The sequence below is a fragment of the Leclercia sp. GHBNCSD genome, assembly GCF_055805075.1.
Window position 1 is genome coordinate 103,450 of record NZ_JBQVYO010000001.1, and the last position, 16,025, is coordinate 119,474.

Consider the following 16,025-nt stretch of genomic DNA (forward strand, 5'->3'; position numbering starts at 1 on the left):
GACTATCTGGTTTGCTCACACAGAGGGGCTAAAAACGAGTACAACTCACGCGATGTAAAATGGTGAGAACCATACTGGCGCACCGGCACAACAGGCATCAGCGCATTGCATACGACGATCTCGTCAGCATCGGTCAGCGCAGCCTCGCGCGCCTGCACTTCGACCACGCGAAATCCGGAGTGCGCCAGTTGCCGCAGACAAAACTGCCGCATCAGGCCGTTAACGCCAGCCTGATCCAGACAGGGGGTAAACACATCCTTACCCTGCCGCCAGAATAAATTCGCCGCACAGCATTCCGTAATGAACCCTTCGCTGTCAAGAACCAGCGCTTCATCGGCGTCGGTCTGTTCAAGATGGGAGCGAATCAGCACTTGCTCAAGCCGGTTGAGGTGTTTTATCCCCGCAAGCTGCGGATTACGTCCCAGCCTCACCGGGCTTAATGCCAGGGTAATGCCTTCCTTGCGCCAGCGATCGTAATGGGCAGGCCAGGCTGATACCGACAGAATGCGAGCCGGATCCAGGCAGCCAGACGCGCTGTATCCTCTTCCGCCGCTTCCCCGGGTAATAATGACTTTTAATACGCCCCGATCGACGCCCTGCGCCTGGCCTGTCATTTCATTTTCTAACGCTGCCCACTGGACAAAGGGAATGAACAGTTTTTCACAGGCCGTCCGCAATCGTTGCAGATGTGCCTCAAGCAAACAGACCCTGCCTTCGACAATGCGGGCCGTTGTGAAGCAGCCGTCACCAAACTGAATCGCCCGGTCACTCGCCGGAAGCTGTGCCTGCTTTATACCATTTATCAAGAACATGGTGGCTCCTTTAAGATGGTCGAATAGTCTGGCAGGAAGGATGGCTCTGGACAAGGGAAGAAAACCGAATAAAAAAGGCCCGACAAGCGGACCTTTTTTTACTGCACTAACGACTGGTTAGCGTCAGACCTTTTTAAAGATCAGAGAGCCGTTGGTGCCGCCAAAGCCGAAGGAGTTACACAGGGTGTACTCCATACCGCTGACCTGACGCGCTTCGTGCGGAACGAAGTCCAGATCGCAACCTTCATCCGGATTATCCAGGTTGATGGTTGGCGGAACAGCCTGGTCGCGCAGCGCAAGGATGGAGTAGATAGACTCTACTGCACCCGCCGCACCCAGCAGGTGACCGGTCATGGATTTGGTTGAGCTGACCATGACGCGGCGGGCTGCATCGCCAAACACAGACTTAACGGCCTGCGCTTCAGCGATATCGCCCGCAGGCGTTGAGGTACCGTGCGCGTTCACATAGCCAATCTGACCCGGCTCGATACCCGCATCACGGATAGCGTTAACCATGGCCAGCGCAGCACCTGCGCCATTCTCCGGCGGAGAGGTCATGTGATAGGCATCGCTGCTCATGCCGAAGCCAACGACTTCTGCATAAATTTTCGCGCCGCGTTTCTTCGCATGCTCGTACTCTTCAAGTACGACCATACCGGCACCGTCACCCAGCACAAAACCATCACGGTCTTTATCCCACGGACGGCTAGCCGCCTGAGGATTATCGTTGCGGGTAGACAGCGCACGCGCTGCACCGAAACCGCCCACACCCAATGGGGTGCTGGCTTTTTCTGCCCCACCAGCAACCATCGCGTCAGCATCGCCATAGGCAATCATACGCGCCGCCTGGCCGATGTTGTGCACACCAGACGTACAGGCAGTTGCAATCGAAATGCTTGGACCGCGCAGGCCATACATGATGGTCAGGTGACCTGCCACCATGTTAACAATCGTTGACGGAACGAAGAACGGGCTAATCTTACGTGGGCCACCATTGACTAAAGAGCTATGGTTTTCCTCAATTAAGCCAAGGCCGCCAATCCCGGAGCCAATAGCGGCGCCAATACGGGTTGCGTTCTCTTCCGTAATTTCAAGGCCAGAATCCTGCATGGCCTGAACGCCAGCGACAATTCCATATTGAATGAAGGCATCCATCTTGCGCTGTTCTTTGCGCGAGATGATCTCTTCACAGTTAAAATCCTTTACTAAGCCAGCAAATTTCGTTGCATAGGCGCTAGTATCGAAATGGTCGATTAGGCTAATGCCACTCTGACCGGCAAGGAGAGCTTTCCAGGTGGACTCTACGGTATTGCCGACAGGAGATAACATGCCAAGTCCGGTCACAACTACACGACGCTTAGACACGCTTGTCCTCCAGGGAGGGATAAAAAAAGAAAAACGAGGGACTACAAAAGAAAAAACTCAGGCGGTCGAATGACCGCCTGGAGATGTTCACTTACGCCTGGTGACCGTTGATGTAATCAATGGCAGCCTGAACGGTGGTGATTTTCTCAGCTTCTTCGTCCGGAATCTCAGTATCAAACTCTTCTTCCAGAGCCATTACCAGCTCAACGGTGTCAAGAGAATCTGCGCCCAGGTCTTCAACGAAAGAAGCATTGTTGGTCACTTCTTCCTGCTTAACGCCCAGCTGTTCGCCGATAATTTTCTTAACGCGTTCTTCGATAGTGCTCATACTCTTAAATTTCCTATCAAAACTCGCTTTCGCGATGGTTTTCGTAGTGTATAAAATGTTGAAAAATTTGCAACTAAATCCCGGCAGGTCTTACCACGATTTTACGTTATTTTGAGGCCAATGCCCCCAATAACGCAAATATTTTCGATCGTGATTAAACCATGTACATTCCGCCGTTGACGTGGAGAGTCTCACCAGTGATGTAACTCGCTTCGTCAGAGGCTAAAAATGCAACCGCGCTGGCGATTTCTTTAGGGTCGCCTAAACGACCCGCTGGAACTGCCGCCAGCGTACCCGCACGCTGCTCATCGGTCAGCGCACGCGTCATGTCCGTTTCAATAAAGCCCGGAGCAACAACGTTTACAGTAATTCCGCGGGACGCAACTTCGCGCGCCAGCGACTTACTGAAACCGATCAGGCCTGCTTTCGCCGCAGCGTAGTTTGCCTGACCAGCATTTCCCATGGTACCAACCACAGAACCGACAGTGATAATACGCCCATGACGCTTCTTCATCATAGCTCGCATTACCGCTTTTGACAGACGGAACACAGATGACAGGTTGGTTTCGATAATATCGTTCCACTCATCATCTTTCATTCGCATCAGTAAGTTGTCACGAGTGATTCCGGCATTATTGACCAGAATATCCACTTCGCCAAATTCTGCGCGAATATTTCCCAGAACAGATTCGATAGATGCCGGATCGGTCACATTCAACATCAGACCTTTACCGTTCGCTCCCAGATAGTCACTAATAGCCTGCGCGCCATTTTCGCTGGTAGCGGTGCCGATCACTGTCGCGCCACGCGCGACGAGGGTTTCAGCGATAGCACGACCAATACCACGGCTTGCGCCGGTGACCAGTGCGATTTTTCCTTCAAAACTCATGGTATTCCTCTTCTTACTGCGCAAGTGCCGCTGACAGTGCTTCAGGCTCGTTAATCGCCGATGCAGTCAGGGTATCAACAATACGTTTAGTCAGACCGGTGAGGACCTTACCCGGGCCCACTTCATACAGATGCTCTACGCCCTGCGCTGCCATAAATTCAACGGTTTTCGTCCACTGAACCGGGCTGTAGAGCTGGCGAACCAGCGCGTGGCGGATGGCCTCAGGCGCGGTTTCACATTGCACATCAACGTTATTGACCACTGAAATGGTCGGTGCGCTGAAGGTGATTTTTTCCAGCTCAACGGCCAGCTTGTCTGCAGCAGGCTTCATCAGCGCGCAGTGGGACGGTACGCTCACCGGCAGCGGCAGCGCACGTTTGGCGCCCGCGGCTTTACAGGCTGCGCCTGCACGCTCAACCGCCTCTTTATGGCCGGCGATAACCACCTGGCCCGGGGAGTTGAAGTTCACCGGTGAAACGACCTGGCCTTCTGCGGATTCTTCACACGCTTTTGCGATAGAAGCATCATCCAGACCAATAATGGCTGACATGCCGCCCGTGCCTTCCGGCACCGCTTCCTGCATGAATTTGCCGCGCATCTCAACCAGACGCACAGCATCCGCAAACGCAATCACACCCGCACAAACCAGCGCAGAATACTCACCCAGGCTGTGACCGGCCAACAGCGCTGGCGTTTTGCCACCCTGCTGCTGCCATACGCGCCACAGTGCGACCGATGCGGTCAGCAACGCAGGCTGCGTCTGCCAGGTTTTATTCAGCTCTTCGGCTGGCCCTTGCTGGGTCAGCGCCCAAAGGTCGTAGCCCAGCGCATCAGAAGCTTCACGAAAAGTCTCTTCGATTACCGGAAACTGCTCCGCCAATCCAGATAACATTCCCACGGCCTGAGAACCCTGGCCGGGGAATACAAAAGCAAATTGCGTCATTTTTTTTATCCTTTCTAGAAACGAACCAGCGCAGAACCCCAGGTGAAACCGCCACCGAAGGCCTCGAGCAAGACCAGTTGGCCCCGTTGAATTCGTCCATCGCGCACCGCTTCGTCAAACGCGCACGGTACTGATGCTGCAGACGTATTGCCATGACGATCCAGCGTCACCACAACGTTATCCATCGACATGCCGAGTTTCTTGGCTGTGGCGCTGATAATGCGCAGGTTAGCCTGATGCGGCACCAGCCAGTCAAGAGCGGAACGCTCCAGATTATTGGCTTCCAGCGTCTCGTCAACGATGTGTGCCAGTTCGGTCACTGCCACTTTGAAGACTTCGTTACCTGCCATAGTCAGGTAGATGGCGCTGTCCGGGTTGACACGATCCGCATTTGGCAGCGTTAACAGTTCGCCGTAGCGACCGTCAGCATGCAGATGCGTTGAGATGATGCCCGGCTCTTCAGATTGTCCTAACAGGACAGCCCCCGCACCATCACCAAAAATAATGATCGTCCCGCGATCGTTTGGATCGCAGGTGCGAGCCAGAACATCCGCGCCGATGACCAGCGCATATTTCACTGCGCCAGATTTTACATATTGATCGGCAATGCTCAGCGCATAGGTAAAGCCTGCGCAGGCAGCGGCAACGTCAAACGCCGGGCAGCCTTTAATGCCCAGCATGTTTTGCACCTGGCACGCAGCGCTTGGGAAGGCATGCGTGGCGGAAGTGGTCGCAACGATAATCAGACCGATGTCGTCTTTATCGACACCCGCCATTTCCAGCGCGCGCTGGGCGGCTTCATAGCCCATGGTGGAAACTGTTTCATCTGGCGCGGCAATACGACGTTCGCGGATACCTGTACGTGTGACGATCCACTCGTCAGACGTATCTACCATTTTTTCCAGATCGGCGTTGGTTCGCACTTGCTTTGGCAGATAGCTGCCGGTACCTAAAATCTTCGTATACATGTACGCTCAGTCACTTTTTGCTAATACAGATCCCAGGCGAGCGGCAATCCGCTGTGGGACTTGTCGCTGCACCGCCTGCACTGCCTGTTCAATGGCGACGGTAAACGCTCGCTGATTGGCCGCACCGTGACTCTTAATCACAATGCCGCGCAATCCTAACAGACAGGCGCCATTATACTGGTCGGGGTTGAGGTGACTGAATCGCCGCGCCAGGCTCTTTTGTAACCAACGCTTTAATAAAATCAGCCACCATGACCTTTTTTTACCCTCTCCCTGCGATTTAAGCAGAGAAAGAAACATCCTCACCACCCCTTCCATGGTTTTTAATGTAACGTTTCCTGTAAAGCCGTCACACACCAGTACATCCGTCTTCCCGGTCAATAATTCGTTGGCTTCGAGATATCCAATATAGTTGATGGAGTGCTCTTTTTTTAGCCACTCCGCTGCATCACGGATGCTGTCGAGACCCTTGGTCTCTTCTTCGCCAATATTTAATAAGGCAACGCGGGGATGAGAAATCCCCACCACTTCCTCTGCCAGCACCGAGCCCATGACGGCAAACTGCGCCAGCATAACGCTGTCGCAATCGACGTTCGCGCCTAAATCCAGCACTACCGTTTTGCCCTTCTGCTGATGCGGCAGTACCGTCACCAGCGCGGGACGCTCAATACCTTCAATCGGTTTGAGCAGTAATTTTGCTAACCCCATCAACGCGCCGGTATTGCCGGCGCTGACGCAGGCTTGTGCGCGGCCCTCTTTAACCAGTTCAAGCGCGATGCGCATTGAACTTCCGCGGCTGCTGCGGATCGCCTGTGAGGCCCGGACATCACTGGCAATAACTGACTGGGCAGGAATAATCTGCAGACGTGAACGTTGTTCGAAGTCAGCTTTTGCGAGTAATGGCGTGATAGCGTCGGGATTACCGACTAAAAGGAGAGCGAGTTGCGAATTAGAGTTCAGTGCCTGCAATGCTGCAGGCACTGTCACGGAAGGGCCAAAATCGCCCCCCATGACATCTAACGCCAGGGTTAGACGTGTCAAGGTATCGTCGCAGCCTGGTTCGGTATATCCCCGTTTGCACGGGGAAACCCTCACTAAGCCTAATCACGCAAACGCGTGATTACTTAGTGATAACCTTGCGGCCGCGGTAGAAACCGTCAGCAGTGATGTGGTGACGCAGGTGTTTTTCACCAGAAGTCTTGTCTACAGACAGGCTGGTAACTGCGGTCAGCGCGTCATGGGAACGACGCATGCCACGTTTGGAACGGGTTGGTTTATTCTGTTGTACGGCCATGGACCTTACTCCTTAATTACTTACGCTTTAAGCTGGCTAATACGGCAAATGGGTTTGGTTTTTGCGCTTCATCAGGCAGTTCCCCAAAGACCATGTCCGCCTCGGACACTTCACAGTGTTCAGAATCATGCACCGGAACCACTGGCAGAGCGAGGATGATTTCATCTTCAACTAACGCCAGCAGATCGATTTCACCGAATTCGTTAACCTCAATCGGCTCATACGCTTCCGGGAGTGCTTCAGCCTGTTCGTCTGAACGAACCGGACTGAAACAATATGTTGTGTGAACATGAAGTGGGAACGGTTTCCCGCAACGCTGACACTCGAGCGTAACCGAAACCTTTGCATCACCGGTTAATACGGCGAGGCGCTGGTTATCGATAGCGAACGACATGGAGCATTCCACATCACTGTCCACACTGACTACGGATTCGGCAATACGTTCAGCCTGGTCACGGGTATAAATACCTTCGTAATCGAGGCGTTTTTGAGCCGTACGAACCGGATCAAGAGTCAGGGGTAATTTTACCTTTTGCATAGGGCGCGCATATTAACTTTGTAACGTCATAGAGTCAAAGAAAAAGGCAACCTCAGGCTGCCTTTTGCCAATTATTCGCACACATTGCGGCCTGTAGTTTAAAATGGCTGGCATCGATACGCTATATCTGGTGAAAAAAATATGCCAAATCTTATTCTCGCCTCGACTTCACCCTACCGCCGCGTGTTGCTGGAAAAGCTTGGCGTACCCTTTGAATGCGCCGCGCCGAACGTGGATGAAAGCCCACAACCCGGTGAATCGCCACGGCATCTGGTGGTACGTCTGGCGCAGGAAAAAGCAAAAAGCCTGGCAGCGCAATTTCCTGACCATCTTATTATAGGTTCCGATCAGGTTTGCGTCCTGGATGGCGCTATCACGGGTAAACCGCATACCGAAGAGAAGGCGCGTCAGCAGCTGTTGAAAGCCCGCGGCAATATCGTCACGTTCTATACCGGCCTTGCTCTCTATAACAGCTCAACAGGCCATTTGCAGACGGAATGTGAGCCCTTCGACGTGCACTTCCGCCATCTCAGCGAACAAGAGATTGATGACTACGTCCGTAAAGAGCGTCCGTTAAACTGCGCGGGCAGCTTTAAGAGCGAAGGGCTGGGGATTGCATTGTTTGAGAGGCTGGACGGGCGCGACCCGAACACGCTGGTGGGATTACCGCTGATTGCGCTGTGCCAGATGCTGCGCCGGGAGCATTACAACCCGTTAATGGCCTAGCCTACTGCTTCGCCCGGCGGCGCTACGCTTGCACGGGCCTACGTTTTCCCAGGCCGGGTAAGCGCAGCGCCACCCGGCAATTAACCGCGCAGAACTTTAAGGCAGCGCTTCAGCTGCTCATCCATAGGCGCTTCGATACGCATCACCTCGCCGGTACCCGGATGGGTAAACTTCAGCGCGGCGGCATGCAGAAACAGACGAGACAAGCCCGTACCCGCCAGCTGCTTATCAAACTCACGGTCGCCATAGCGATCGTCGAAGGCGATGGGGTGACCTGCATGCAGGGTGTGAACACGGATCTGATGAGTACGACCGGTCACAGGACTGCAGCGCACCAGGGTAGCGAATTCATAACGCTCTTCGACTTTGAAGCGGGTTTCAGACGGTTTGCCTTCCTGACTCACGCGAACGATACGCTCACCGCTTTGCAGAATGTTTTTCAGTAGCGGCGCCTGGACCACTTTGACATGGGACTGCCACTGGCCGCGCACCAGCGCGAGGTAATCCTTCTGCATTCCCTTCTCACGCAGCTGTTCATGCAGCGAACGCAGCGCCGAACGCTTTTTCGCCACCAGCAGTACGCCGGAGGTGTCGCGGTCAAGGCGATGAACGAGTTCAAGGAAGCGGGCTTCGGGACGCAGCGCGCGTAGGCCTTCGATCACGCCGAAGCTCAATCCGCTGCCGCCGTGAACGGCTGTGCCGGAGGGTTTGTTGAGCACCAGGATATGATCGTCTTCATATAAGATCACCTCCGTCAGCGCGGCGACTTTATTCAGATGCGGCGACACCGCCTCCTCTTCCCGCTCAGCTACGCGCACGGGCGGGATGCGCACTTCATCACCCGCTTCCAGTTTGTACTCGGGTTTGATGCGCTTCTTATTCACACGCACCTCACCCTTACGCAAGATGCGATAAATCATACTCTTTGGCACACCCTTCAGTTGGGTGCGCAAAAAGTTGTCGATACGTTGCCCCGCTTCATCATCGGTAATGGCAACCATTTTTACGGCTGGAGTCTCTGTTTTCATGGGGGGCGATTCTAATTATCGGCAGCCATTAGCGCCACTCATTTTTCTATGCTTATATTTAGTTTTACCCGGTTACTGTTTCATTCACGCAATCGATTTGATGGTTATTAAACCAATCGTATGAGAGAAGTGAAAAAACTGTGAGTAACCGGGTGATAATTGGCAAAAGTCATCTTGCTATAACCCGGTTAGCAATGGAATAATGCTGCTGTTTTCCGCGTTAAATCCGGGTTTTGTAAGGATCTCGACGGAATGACCAATTTTGTCTGACCGATCATCCACGCAGCAATGGCGTAAGACGTATTGATCTTTCAGACAGTTAGCGGGCTGCGGGTTGCAGTACTTACCGGTAAATGGAATCTTCTCTGGAGAGTTTTACCCAGGCTATTCCCCTGATAATCGCGCTGTATTTCCGTATGAAATACAGGCAACCGACACTTTGCGCCTCTTAAGCGAGCGACAACCGTGAGGTTGGCGACGTGAATAGACACGAGGCCATCGGTTCATACCCCGGAAAGCGTCACCTTGCCCGCAGCTTAGTCGTCAATGTAAGAATAATGAGTAAGTTACGATGAAAAGAATGTTAATCAACGCAACTCAGCAAGAAGAGTTGCGTGTCGCCCTTGTGGATGGGCAGCGTCTGTACGATCTGGATATCGAAAGTCCTGGACACGAACAGAAAAAAGCGAACATTTACAAAGGCAAAATCACCCGCATTGAACCCAGCCTTGAAGCCGCATTTGTCGATTACGGTGCTGAGCGTCATGGTTTCCTCCCGCTGAAAGAGATCGCTCGCGAGTACTTCCCTTCCAACTATAATGCCCATGGCCGTCCTAACATCAAAGATGTTCTGCGCGAAGGTCAGGAAGTTATTGTCCAGATTGATAAAGAAGAGCGCGGCAACAAAGGCGCTGCACTGACTACCTTTATCAGCCTGGCAGGCAGCTACCTCGTGCTGATGCCAAACAACCCGCGTGCGGGAGGTATCTCTCGCCGTATCGAAGGGGACGACCGTACCGAACTGAAAGAGGCGCTGGCAAGCCTGGAGCTGCCAGACGGCATGGGTCTGATTGTCCGTACCGCAGGCGTGGGCAAATCTGCCGAAGCGCTGCAGTGGGACCTGGGCTTCCGTCTGAAGCACTGGGAAGCGATTCAGAAAGCCGCTGAAAGCCGCCCTGCTCCGTTCCTGATCCACCAGGAAAGCAACGTTATCGTGCGTGCCTTCCGCGACTATCTGCGTCAGGACATTGGCGAAATTCTGATTGATAACCCGAAAGTGCTTGAGCTGGCCCGCCAGCATATTGCTGCGCTGGGTCGTCCTGATTTCACCAGCAAAATCAAGCTGTACACCGGTGAGATCCCGCTGTTCAGCCACTACCAGATTGAATCGCAGATTGAATCCGCCTTCCAGCGTGAAGTCCGTCTGCCATCCGGTGGTTCTATCGTTATCGACAGCACCGAAGCGCTGACCGCCATCGACATCAACTCCGCCCGTGCAACCCGCGGTGGCGATATCGAAGAGACGGCCTTCAACACCAACCTGGAAGCGGCCGATGAGATTGCCCGCCAGCTGCGTCTGCGTGACCTGGGCGGCCTGATCGTTATCGACTTCATCGACATGACGCCGGTACGTCACCAGCGCGCGGTGGAAAACCGCCTGCGTGAAGCGGTGCGTCAGGATCGTGCACGTATCCAGATCAGCCATATTTCCCGTTTTGGCCTGCTGGAGATGTCCCGCCAGCGTCTGAGCCCGTCACTGGGTGAATCCAGCCACCACGTCTGCCCACGCTGTAGCGGTACCGGCACCGTGCGTGACAACGAATCGCTGTCCCTCTCTATCCTGCGTCTTATCGAAGAAGAGGCGCTGAAAGAGAACACCAAAGAAGTTCACGCCATTGTGCCTGTGCCGATTGCCTCCTACCTGCTGAACGAAAAACGTGCCGCGGTAAGTGCGATCGAAGCCCGTCTGGGCGGTGTACGCTGCGTGATCGTGCCTAACGATCAGATGCAGACCCCGCACTACTCCGTGCTGCGCGTGCGCAAAGGCGAAGAGACCTCCACCCTGAGCTACATGCTGCCTAAGCTGCATGAAGAGGCGATGGCGCTGCCGTCCGAGGAAGAGTACTCAGAGCGTAAACTGCCTGAACAGCCTGCACTGGCAGCGTTTGTGATGCCAGAAGCACCGCCTGCGCCAGCGCAGGAGACCGTGGCGGCTAAACCTGCAACCAAACCGGCGGCAGAAGTGAGCCAACCGGCTGAACAGCCAGGTCTGCTGAGCCGCTTCCTCAGTGCGCTGAAGAAGATGTTCGCGGGTGAAGAGCCGCAGCCTGCCCCGGCACCGGTTGAGAAGAAAGAAGAGAAACAGGAGCGTTCCCCGGATCGTCGTAAGCGTCAGAACAACCGTCGTGACCGCAATGAGCGCCGCGATAACCGTTCAGAGAGCAACGAAGGCCGTGAAGGCAGCGAAAGCCGTGACAATCGTGATAACCGCGAAGGTCGCGAGCGCCGTGAAGGACGTGACGAAAACCGTCGCAACCGCCGCGAGAAGCCGCAGCAGAACGCGGAAGAGCGTGAAATTCGCCAGCCGGTCAGCGAAGAGTCTGATAAAGGCAGACAACGTGATGAGCAGCAGCCGCGCCGCGAACGTAACCGTCGTCGTAACGATGACAAACGTCAGGCCCAGCAGGAAGTTAAAGCGCTGAATCGCGACGAAGAGACCGCTCAGGATACTGAACAGGAAGAACGCGTTCAGGTGATGCCGCGCCGTAAGCAGCGTCAGATGAACCAGAAAGTGCGTTTCCAGTCTCAGGCTGAAGAAGCTGCGGTTGAAGCGATCGCACCACAGGCCGAGCCTGCACAGCGTACCGAGCTGGCTAAAGTTGATCTGCCTGCGGTGATTGAAAACGCACCTGAGCAGGAAGAAAATGCTGAAGGCCGTGAAAACGCCGGCATGCCGCGCCGTTCACGCCGCTCTCCGCGTCACCTGCGCGTGAGTGGTCAGCGTCGCCGTCGTTATCGTGACGAGCGTTATCCGCTGCAGTCGCCAATGCCGCTGGCTATTGCCTGTGCCTCCCCAGAAATGGCATCAGGTAAAGCCTGGATCCGTTATCCGGTAGCTCGCCCTCAGGAGCCACAGTTTGAAGAGCAGACCGTCGCTCAGGAAACTGCGCTCCCTGTTGCGCCAGTCGAAGTTGAAGCGATCGCTGACGCTGCTGCCGTTGTGATCCCAGAGCCGCAGGTGGCTGAAGTTGAAACTTCACATCCGGAAGTGATTGCTGCGCCAGTGACAGAACAGCCGCAGATCGTCACTCCTGACGATGCGGTCGTCGCGAAGCAGATTGCAGAGGACGCTGCCGTAGCTGAACCTGCTGTCGAAGAAGCCGCTGCCGTTGAAACGACTGAAACCACCGAAGCAGCCGTCGAGCCGCAGCCGGTCGTGGAAGTTGAAGTAGAAACGGAAGTTCAACCTGAGATTGAAATCGATGTTGAACCGGTTGAGGCCGCTGAAGTGGAACCTGAAGTCACTGACGTCGCTCACGTCGACGAGCCAGAAGTGAAGCCGGTTCCTGCAGTGAAGCCAGCGCCAGCCGCTCAGGTTCACGCTGAAGCCCATCACGCGACGGCTCCGATGACCCGTGCGCCGGCACCGGAATATGTTCCGGAAGCGCCGCGCCAGAGTGACTGGGTACGTCCGGCATTTGAATTTGACGGTAAAGGCTCTGCGGGGGGGCACAGCGCCACCCATCACGCCACTGCGCCAGCCACGCGCCCACAGCCGGCTGAATAAGCCTGCTTAAGCGCAAAAGCCGACCTTCGGGTCGGCTTTTTTATTGCCTCTGTTCTGGCCTGCGCATCCCTGCGATTTCAGGCATCACCTCTCTCATCATCTCCAGAAAACGACGCAGTCGCGCCGGATAGTAGCGAGACCACGGATAGACAAGATGTACCGGCAACGCGGCGGGCTGCCAGTCAGGCACCAGATGAATCAGCCTGCCCTCACGGATATCCGCTTCGACAGTCCAGCTTGAGACCACGGCAACACCCAGCCCGGTGAGCGCGCTTTTACGCGCTACGTAGAGGCTGTCGGTACTCAAGCGCGGGGAGATAGCCACCCGCAGCGGTTGTGCGGCTTCCGCACTGAACAGTTCAACATGCTGACGATAAAAAGTATTGAGCGCCACCCAGGGCAGTGCGGAGAGATCTTCCGGTTTTTCTACTGGCGCAAACCGTGCCAGCAGCTCGGGTGACGCCACAATGCTGCGCGGCACCTCGGCCAGCAATACCGACACCGTAGCCGGGTCGATCTCCGCCCCTACCCGGATAGCGCAGTCGATATTGTCACTTAAAAAATCAGCCGAGCGGTCGTTGAGCATCCACTCCACATTGAGTCGTGGATAGCGCAGCAGGAACGCCGTTAATGGCTCCAGCAACTGCTCCTGTCCAAAGGCATGCGGCGCACGCACGCGAAGCACCCCGACCGGCTCATCTTCTGTTTGCCCGACTTCATCCTCCAGCGCGTACCAGCTGTCAATGACCCGCCGGGCATGTTGATAGCAGCGTTCGCCGTCATCCGTCAGCTTCATGGCGTGTGTCGTTCGCAGGATCAGGCGCACGCCCAGCAGCGTCTCCAGTGATTGCAGACGACGGCTGACGGTGGCCTGGCTGGTCGCCATCTGCACCGCTGCGGCAGAAAGAGAGCCCGTCTCCACGATGCGCACAAAAGTACGCATCAGCTCTACCCGGTCTATACGTTCCGAACGTTTCATTTTTAATCCGGTTATACGTTACACGTATAAGTGTTTTAACACCGGGCCCGCTACCACTGCAAGGCGTGGTGATAAAGAATAGCGACACACCCGAAATGAGGAACTGCATATGAACTCCAGTACCCTGAGCCCAGCCGTCAGCCGTTGGGTAATTGTCATCCTTGCCATCGGCGCGGGCTTTAGCGTCGCCGCCATCTATTATGCTCAGCCGCTACTGCCGCTGATGGGCGCAGATTTGCATCTCAGTATTGAAGGGATGGGGATGGTGCCCACCCTGACGCAGGCAGGCTATGCGCTGGGGATCCTCTTCCTGCTGCCGCTTGGCGATCGCTATGACCGCCGCACCCTGATTGTGGTGAAAAGCATCGCGCTGGCATTGCTACTTTTGGCCTGTAGCCTGACGGCTCAGATGCATTCCCTGCTGCTGGTCAGCCTGCTGATTGGGATGACCGCCACCATGGCGCAGGATATCGTTCCGGCTGCGGCGATCCTCGCCCCGGAGGGTAAACAGGGGAAAACCGTCGGTACGGTGATGACCGGCCTGTTACTGGGGATCCTGCTTTCCCGTACGGTGAGCGGCGTGGTAGGTGAAGCTTTTGGCTGGCGCGTGATGTACCAGCTGGCGGCAGGCAGTATTGCGATCCTCGCCGCCGTAATGTGGTTTATTCTGCCCCGCTTCGCGGTTACATCGAACCTGCGTTATCCGCAGCTGATGCGCTCCATGGCACACCTGTGGCGTCGCTACCCCGCTCTGCGCCGCGCCGCACTGGCACAGGGTTTTCTCTCCATCGCCTTTAGCGCCTTCTGGTCTACCCTCGCGGTGATGCTGATGGAACACTACGGGCTTGGCAGCGCCGTTGCCGGTGGCTATGGCATTGCCGGTGCCGCAGGCGCTCTGGCCGCGCCACTCGCTGGCGGTCTGGCGGATAAACTGGGCGCTGGTAAAGTCACTCAGCTGGGTGCCGCGCTGGTAACCGTCTCCTTCGCCCTGATGTTTTTCATGCCGGCATTAGGTGCACAGGGTCAGCTGATCCTGATTGCCGTTGCCGCGGTAGGTTTTGATCTCGGTCTGCAGTCGAGCCTGGTGGCTCACCAGAACCTGGTTTATAGCCTTGAGCCCCAGGCCCGTGGCCGTCTGAACGCTCTGCTCTTTACCGGTGTGTTTATCGGGATGGCGTTAGGTTCCGCGCTCGGCAGTCAGCTCTATACTATGGCCGGTTGGCCGGGCGTCATTGCGCTGGCGACCCTTACAGCAGGCGTGGCGCTGATTATCCGTATGACTGAAAACGTCCGCACCCGCTCATCGGCCCTGCAAAATTCCTGAAAAAAAAGCCCAATCCGCAAAACGGATTGGGCATACAGAACATAACCAGTTTCAAGCCATGTTCTAAAGGTCAAGTCAGTTATTTATTCAACTGGAACAGAGACATACCCTGCATATCGCTGAATGCTTTATAAGATGCCTGAAGCGCCGCCTGCTGCATCACATAAGATGAGATAGCTGAGTTCCAGTCAACGTCCACCAGGTCGCTCATTTGCTGGGTTAGTCCTAACGCCCGGTCGCTGCCCAGGGAATCGAGCGAACTCAGCTCGGTCAGTTTAGTTCCGAGATCGGCGCGCACAGTCAGCACATTGTCCAGTGAATTACGCAATCCGCGGTTTGCCTTATCAATATCCAACGTCATCTGATCGGCTTTATCCTGATCGCCTTCAACCGGGTTTTTCAGCGCAGCGATCACGTTATCCAGAATTTTAAACATATTTTTTTCTGGCGTAGCGTCACCCGGCTCTGGTGCGGCATTACTGGTAAAGGATTCAAACACGTCGCTACCAATATGGCTAATCTGCATGGTACGTGCAGAATCGACCTGCTGACTGATTGGCGTATCGCCGCCAGCATACTCGCCAGTAGCTTGATCAAATGCCGGAGCATCGGTTTTATAGCCAGCAAAAATATAGCGACCGTTGCCATCGGTGCTGTTCGCCAGGTTCAACAGCTGATCGCGAATACCCTGCAAATCGGTGGCGAGAGAGTTGCGGTCGTTATCACTCAGAGTACCGTTGCCTGCATAGACAATCTTTTCCTGTGCCGATTGCAGCGCCGTGGTCACCTGGCCCAGCACGTTCTCTTCCAGCGATACCTTCTGCGTGGCAAAAGAACGGGCGAGTGTATACTGGCTGTTTTGTGCCTGTGACTGAGAAATAACAACCGCCTGCGAGGCAGCAATTGGATCGTCCGAAGGACGATTAACACGTTTGCCGGTGGACATTTGTTCACCGTAACCGAGCCACTTACTCTGGGATTCGGTGACCCCTCGCATGTTCTGCTCATACATCATCTGGGTGCTAATACGCATCGTTCACCTCA

15 protein-coding genes are annotated in these 16,025 nt (G+C 55.1%); 3 read left to right on the top strand and 12 right to left on the bottom strand.

Annotated features, from left to right (window positions below; translation table 11 throughout):
* Window positions 1–2: 2 nt before the first annotated feature.
* The 9 genes from pabC to yceD all read right to left on the bottom strand — a co-directional run bounded on the left by pabC (window position 3) and on the right by yceD (window position 7,137).
* Window positions 3–812 (bottom strand): aminodeoxychorismate lyase, encoded by an 810-nt coding sequence (pabC, locus tag ACT3IC_RS00595; RefSeq protein ID WP_156654282.1) that lies wholly within the window; start codon window positions 810–812, stop codon window positions 3–5.
* 123 nt (window positions 813–935) lie between these two features.
* On the bottom strand, window positions 936–2,177 hold the full coding sequence (gene fabF / locus ACT3IC_RS00600; RefSeq protein WP_103179094.1) for a beta-ketoacyl-ACP synthase II: 1,242 nt from the start codon (window positions 2,175–2,177) through the stop codon (window positions 936–938).
* Between the two features lie 91 nt (window positions 2,178–2,268).
* Window positions 2,269–2,505 (bottom strand): acyl carrier protein, encoded by a 237-nt coding sequence (acpP, locus tag ACT3IC_RS00605; RefSeq protein WP_000103754.1) that lies wholly within the window; start codon window positions 2,503–2,505, stop codon window positions 2,269–2,271.
* Between the two features lie 154 nt (window positions 2,506–2,659).
* Entirely contained in the window at window positions 2,660–3,394 is a 735-nt protein-coding gene (gene fabG, locus ACT3IC_RS00610) for a 3-oxoacyl-ACP reductase FabG (RefSeq protein ID WP_103179093.1), read from the bottom strand.
* Between the two features lie 13 nt (window positions 3,395–3,407).
* Entirely contained in the window at window positions 3,408–4,337 is a 930-nt protein-coding gene (gene fabD, locus ACT3IC_RS00615; protein WP_103179092.1) for an ACP S-malonyltransferase, read from the bottom strand.
* Window positions 4,338–4,351: 14 nt separating this feature from the next.
* Window positions 4,352–5,305, bottom strand: a complete 954-nt coding sequence (locus tag ACT3IC_RS00620; protein WP_103179091.1) for a beta-ketoacyl-ACP synthase III — start codon at window positions 5,303–5,305, stop codon at window positions 4,352–4,354.
* 6 nt (window positions 5,306–5,311) lie between these two features.
* Window positions 5,312–6,346 carry a phosphate acyltransferase PlsX gene (plsX, locus tag ACT3IC_RS00625; protein WP_201304714.1) on the bottom strand — a complete coding sequence of 345 codons (1,035 nt, stop codon included), beginning with the start codon at window positions 6,344–6,346 and terminating at the stop codon, window positions 5,312–5,314.
* 79 nt (window positions 6,347–6,425) lie between these two features.
* The gene (rpmF, locus tag ACT3IC_RS00630; RefSeq protein WP_003857964.1) at window positions 6,426–6,599 is read right to left on the bottom strand and encodes a 50S ribosomal protein L32; all 174 of its coding nucleotides are present in this window, start codon (window positions 6,597–6,599) and stop codon (window positions 6,426–6,428) included.
* A 16-nt stretch (window positions 6,600–6,615) separates the two neighbouring features.
* A complete protein-coding gene (gene yceD / locus ACT3IC_RS00635; protein ID WP_103179089.1) occupies window positions 6,616–7,137 on the bottom strand; it encodes a 23S rRNA accumulation protein YceD in 522 nt (173 codons plus the stop codon).
* A 141-nt stretch (window positions 7,138–7,278) separates the two neighbouring features.
* Between yceD and ACT3IC_RS00640 the strand changes: the two genes are divergently transcribed.
* Window positions 7,279–7,863: a Maf family protein gene (locus ACT3IC_RS00640; RefSeq protein ID WP_156654281.1), complete on the top strand. Its 585-nt coding sequence runs from the start codon at window positions 7,279–7,281 to the stop codon at window positions 7,861–7,863.
* Window positions 7,864–7,943: 80 nt separating this feature from the next.
* Here ACT3IC_RS00640 and rluC read toward each other — a convergent pair whose 3' ends face one another.
* Window positions 7,944–8,891 carry a 23S rRNA pseudouridine(955/2504/2580) synthase RluC gene (gene rluC / locus ACT3IC_RS00645; protein WP_336998584.1) on the bottom strand — a complete coding sequence of 316 codons (948 nt, stop codon included), beginning with the start codon at window positions 8,889–8,891 and terminating at the stop codon, window positions 7,944–7,946.
* Window positions 8,892–9,462: 571 nt separating this feature from the next.
* Here rluC and rne point away from each other — a divergent pair.
* Window positions 9,463–12,678 carry a ribonuclease E gene (gene rne / locus ACT3IC_RS00650; RefSeq protein ID WP_473475765.1) on the top strand — a complete coding sequence of 1,072 codons (3,216 nt, stop codon included), beginning with the start codon at window positions 9,463–9,465 and terminating at the stop codon, window positions 12,676–12,678.
* 40 nt (window positions 12,679–12,718) lie between these two features.
* On the opposite strand, the gene ACT3IC_RS00655 is transcribed toward rne, so the two are convergent.
* Window positions 12,719–13,657 carry a LysR family transcriptional regulator gene (locus ACT3IC_RS00655; RefSeq protein ID WP_159339146.1) on the bottom strand — a complete coding sequence of 313 codons (939 nt, stop codon included), beginning with the start codon at window positions 13,655–13,657 and terminating at the stop codon, window positions 12,719–12,721.
* 109 nt (window positions 13,658–13,766) lie between these two features.
* Here ACT3IC_RS00655 and ACT3IC_RS00660 point away from each other — a divergent pair, with 109 nt between their 5' ends.
* Window positions 13,767–14,981 (top strand): MFS transporter, encoded by a 1,215-nt coding sequence (locus tag ACT3IC_RS00660; RefSeq protein ID WP_473475768.1) that lies wholly within the window; start codon window positions 13,767–13,769, stop codon window positions 14,979–14,981.
* 79 nt (window positions 14,982–15,060) lie between these two features.
* Here the strand turns inward: ACT3IC_RS00660 and flgL are convergent, their stop codons facing one another.
* Window positions 15,061–16,014, bottom strand: coding sequence for a flagellar hook-associated protein FlgL (flgL, locus tag ACT3IC_RS00665; RefSeq protein WP_473475770.1), 954 nt, complete (start codon window positions 16,012–16,014; stop codon window positions 15,061–15,063).
* Window positions 16,015–16,025 lie beyond the last annotated feature (11 nt).

What these genes read in the sequence shown, in the direction of transcription:
- ACT3IC_RS00660 (WP_473475768.1), top strand. Translation starts at nt 13,767, where the DNA reads ATGAACTCCAGTACCCTGAGCCCAGCCGTCAGCCGTTGGGTAATTGTC.
- rpmF (WP_003857964.1), bottom strand. Translation starts at nt 6,599, where the DNA reads ATGGCCGTACAACAGAATAAACCAACCCGTTCCAAACGTGGCATGCGT.
- fabG (WP_103179093.1), bottom strand. Translation starts at nt 3,394, where the DNA reads ATGAGTTTTGAAGGAAAAATCGCACTGGTCACCGGCGCAAGCCGTGGT.
- flgL (WP_473475770.1), bottom strand. Translation starts at nt 16,014, where the DNA reads ATGCGTATTAGCACCCAGATGATGTATGAGCAGAACATGCGAGGGGTC.
- rluC (WP_336998584.1), bottom strand. Translation starts at nt 8,891, where the DNA reads ATGAAAACAGAGACTCCAGCCGTAAAAATGGTTGCCATTACCGATGAT.
- acpP (WP_000103754.1), bottom strand. Translation starts at nt 2,505, where the DNA reads ATGAGCACTATCGAAGAACGCGTTAAGAAAATTATCGGCGAACAGCTG.
- fabD (WP_103179092.1), bottom strand. Translation starts at nt 4,337, where the DNA reads ATGACGCAATTTGCTTTTGTATTCCCCGGCCAGGGTTCTCAGGCCGTG.
- rne (WP_473475765.1), top strand. Translation starts at nt 9,463, where the DNA reads ATGAAAAGAATGTTAATCAACGCAACTCAGCAAGAAGAGTTGCGTGTC.
- ACT3IC_RS00640 (WP_156654281.1), top strand. Translation starts at nt 7,279, where the DNA reads ATGCCAAATCTTATTCTCGCCTCGACTTCACCCTACCGCCGCGTGTTG.
- ACT3IC_RS00655 (WP_159339146.1), bottom strand. Translation starts at nt 13,657, where the DNA reads ATGAAACGTTCGGAACGTATAGACCGGGTAGAGCTGATGCGTACTTTT.
- pabC (WP_156654282.1), bottom strand. Translation starts at nt 812, where the DNA reads ATGTTCTTGATAAATGGTATAAAGCAGGCACAGCTTCCGGCGAGTGAC.
- ACT3IC_RS00620 (WP_103179091.1), bottom strand. Translation starts at nt 5,305, where the DNA reads ATGTATACGAAGATTTTAGGTACCGGCAGCTATCTGCCAAAGCAAGTG.
- yceD (WP_103179089.1), bottom strand. Translation starts at nt 7,137, where the DNA reads ATGCAAAAGGTAAAATTACCCCTGACTCTTGATCCGGTTCGTACGGCT.